This is a genomic window from Agromyces humi (assembly GCF_009720255.1).
Classification (GTDB): domain Bacteria; phylum Actinomycetota; class Actinomycetes; order Actinomycetales; family Microbacteriaceae; genus Agromyces; species Agromyces humi.
The window spans coordinates 1-2,840 of record NZ_WJSP02000438.1; the positions used below are offsets into that span (position 1 = coordinate 1).

At 71.0% G+C, this 2,840-nt stretch carries 2 protein-coding genes and 2 pseudogenes; all 4 read left to right on the plus strand.

Annotation, left to right across the window (positions count from 1 at the left end; genetic code table 11):
• Window positions 1-214 precede the first annotated feature (214 nt).
• Window positions 215-343 (plus strand): annotated as a pseudogene (locus GH736_RS20510) (BBE domain-containing protein); the annotation flags it as partial.
• A gap of 126 nt (window positions 344-469) precedes the next feature.
• Window positions 470-1,492 carry a 5-dehydro-2-deoxygluconokinase gene (iolC, locus tag GH736_RS20515; RefSeq protein WP_159606621.1) on the plus strand — a complete coding sequence of 341 codons (1,023 nt, stop codon included), beginning with the start codon at window positions 470-472 and terminating at the stop codon, window positions 1,490-1,492.
• Complete coding sequence (locus GH736_RS20520; protein WP_159606623.1) at window positions 1,479-2,390, plus strand: Cgl0159 family (beta/alpha)8-fold protein; 912 nt, start codon at window positions 1,479-1,481, stop codon at window positions 2,388-2,390. Before iolC ends, GH736_RS20520 begins: the two co-directional genes overlap by 14 nt.
• Window positions 2,391-2,408: 18 nt before the next feature.
• Window positions 2,409-2,840 (plus strand): annotated as a pseudogene (locus tag GH736_RS24710) (hypothetical protein); the annotation flags it as partial.

Consider the following 2,840-nt stretch of genomic DNA (forward strand, 5'->3'; position numbering starts at 1 on the left):
TGTTCGTCGGTGATCCCGGCGACGCGCTGGTGCTCGGCGAGATCCTTGAACAGCTGCTCCTGCGCGGCGAGCAACGAGTCGGCGATGAGTTCGGAAATGGGCGACCTCCTTCAGTGGGTACACCGACGCCACGCCCGAGCAGGTCGCCGCTGCGAAGGCCGGGAGCGACGCCGCGCTCGCGTACACGAGCGGCACGTACGGCAACTTCTCCGCCGAATACACCGACGCCATCACCGCCTCGATGTACCCGCCTCGCACGCTCGAACGCCTGCGTCGCATCAAGGCCGAGCTCGATCCGGGCAACGTGTTCCGGCACAACCACAACTTCACCCCCACGCGCTGAGCGAGGCCCGCCCCTGCTGACGGGCCCAGGCGGCTGACGCGCTGATCAGCGCTTGAACTTTGTAAGGACATTCTGTGTAGACTGGGCGGACGAGCGAAGCATCGGCAGAAAGTTGTACGGCGAAGTATGACCACACTCGCAGCGTCACCCTTCGACGTCATCACCATCGGGCGCGTCGGCGTCGACCTCTATCCACTGCAAGACAGCGTGCACCTCGAAGACGTCGAGACGTTCAGCAAGTCGGTCGGCGGCAGCGCGACCAACGTCGCCATCGCCGCCGCGAAGCACGGTCGGGCCTCCGCCGTCATCACCAGGACGGGCGACGACGCGTTCGGTCGATTCATCCGGCGCGACCTCGACCGGTTCGGGGTGCGAACGGAGTTCGTCGGAGTGTCGGCCGAGCAGCAGACGCCGATCACGTTCTGCGAGATCTTCCCGCCCGACCACTTCCCCATCACGTTCTACCGGCGGCCGAAGGCGCCTGACCTCGAGATCACCCCCGAGAGCCTGCCGTTCGACGCCATCCGTGACGCCGGCGTGTACTGGTCGACCGTCACCGGGCTCAGCGAGGAGCCGAGCCGCTCGGCGCATCACGCGGCGTGGCAGGCTCGCTCCCGACGACGGCACACCGTCCTCGACCTCGACTACCGGCCGATGTTCTGGGCCTCGCCTGACGACGCCCGCCGCGAGGTCCAGCGCGTGCTCGGCGCCGTCACCGTCGCGGTCGGCAACCAGGAGGAGTGCGAGGTCGCCGTCGGCGAGACCGACCCGCACCGCGCCGCAGACGCGCTCCTCGAGCGCGGAGTGGAGCTCGCCATCGTGAAGCGAGGCCCAGACGGCGTGCTCGCGAAGACCCGTGACCTGGTCGTCGAGGCGCCGCCGTTCCCGGTGCAGGTCGCCAACGGACTGGGTGCGGGCGACGGCTTCGGCGGCGCGCTGTGCCACGGGCTCCTCGCCGGTTGGCCGCTCGACCGCATCCTCGCCTTCGCGAACGTCGCCGGGGCGATCGTCGCATCGCGGCGCGAGTGCTCGACCGCGATGCCGACCACGGCCGAGGTCGAGGCGCTGCTGGCATCCGCGACCGGTGCAGATGCGACCCGAGCCGGGTCATCCACCCTCCACGGAGAGGCGGCAGATGTCGCATCGTGACCACGGCCCCGGCTTCATCGAGCCCGAGCGGTTCGCACAGCTGCGCGAACGCCGCGCCACCGACCCGGGCGCGGTCGCCGACGCGCACGCCGCGCGAACGCGCCGGCTGGTGCTCGGCGACAACGGCCGCCTCTTCATCCTCGCGGCCGACCACCCCGCGCGCGGCGCGCTCGGGGTCGGCGACGACCCGATGGCCATGGCCGACCGCTACGAGCTGCTCGATCGCCTCGCGCTCGCGCTCAGCCGGCCGGGGGTCGACGGCGTGCTCGCGACCGCCGACATCATCGACGACCTGGCGCTCCTCGGCGTGCTCGACGACAAGGTGGTCGTCGGCTCCATGAACCGCGGTGGGCTCCGCGGCGCCACCTTCGAGCTCGACGACCGCTTCACCGGCTACGACATCGACGGCATCGTGCGCGACCGCCTCGACTTCGCGAAGTCGCTGCTGCGCATCGACCTGCAGGATCCGGCATCCGTCGCCACGATCGCGGCGACCGCCGCGGCCGTGTCAGCCGCCGCGGCGGCAGGGGTGCCCATCATGATCGAGCCGTTCATGAGCTCACGCCGCGACGGCGCCACGGTCAACGAACTCACCACCCAGGCCGTCATCACCTCCGTGGCGATCGCCTCCGGACTCGGCACGAGTTCGGCCTACACCTGGATGAAGCTCCCGGTCGTCGATGGCATGGAACGCGTCATGGCCGCCACGACGCTGCCCACCCTGCTGCTCGGCGGCGAGCGCGCCGACGATGCCGCGGCCACCTACGCGAGCTGGAAGGGCGCGCTCCGTCTCCCCGGGGTGCGAGGCCTCGTCGTCGGCCGCACGCTCGTCTACCCTCCCGACGGCGACGTGACGCGAGCCGTCGACACGGCCGCCGCCCTCGTACACGAGGCCTGACGCGAGCGAGGAGCAATCGTGAACCCGACCGACGCCGGCCCCGACGCCGACGCGCCCGACCGGAACACCGGCCGAGCCGCGAGCACCTGGTTCCACCCCGACGGCAGCCTCGCCCGCGACGGATGGGACGTCCTCGTGGACGGCTCGCTCCCGGGCTGGCGACACACGGGGCTTCGGGTCGCCGACCTCGGCGGCCGCCGACTGGACCTCGAGCCCGGCGACGTCGAGCGACTGCTCGTGCCGTTGCACGGGAGCTTCGAGGTGGAGGTCACGGTCGACGACCGGAGCCTCGACGCCCACGGCGACGTCGGCAGCCAGGTCGTCGCCCTGGCCGCGGAACCGGATGCGCGCGAACGCGTAGCCCGCCATCGACGAGAACAGCATGGTGCCCGCGGTCACCAGCACGGCGATGTACATCGAGTTGAAGTACTGGCGGGCGAACGGCTGCAC

Coding starts and splice junctions, on each gene's coding strand:
- iolC (WP_159606621.1), top strand. CDS start 470: ATGACCACACTCGCAGCGTCACCCTTCGACGTCATCACCATCGGGCGC.
- GH736_RS20520 (WP_159606623.1), top strand. CDS start 1,479: ATGTCGCATCGTGACCACGGCCCCGGCTTCATCGAGCCCGAGCGGTTC.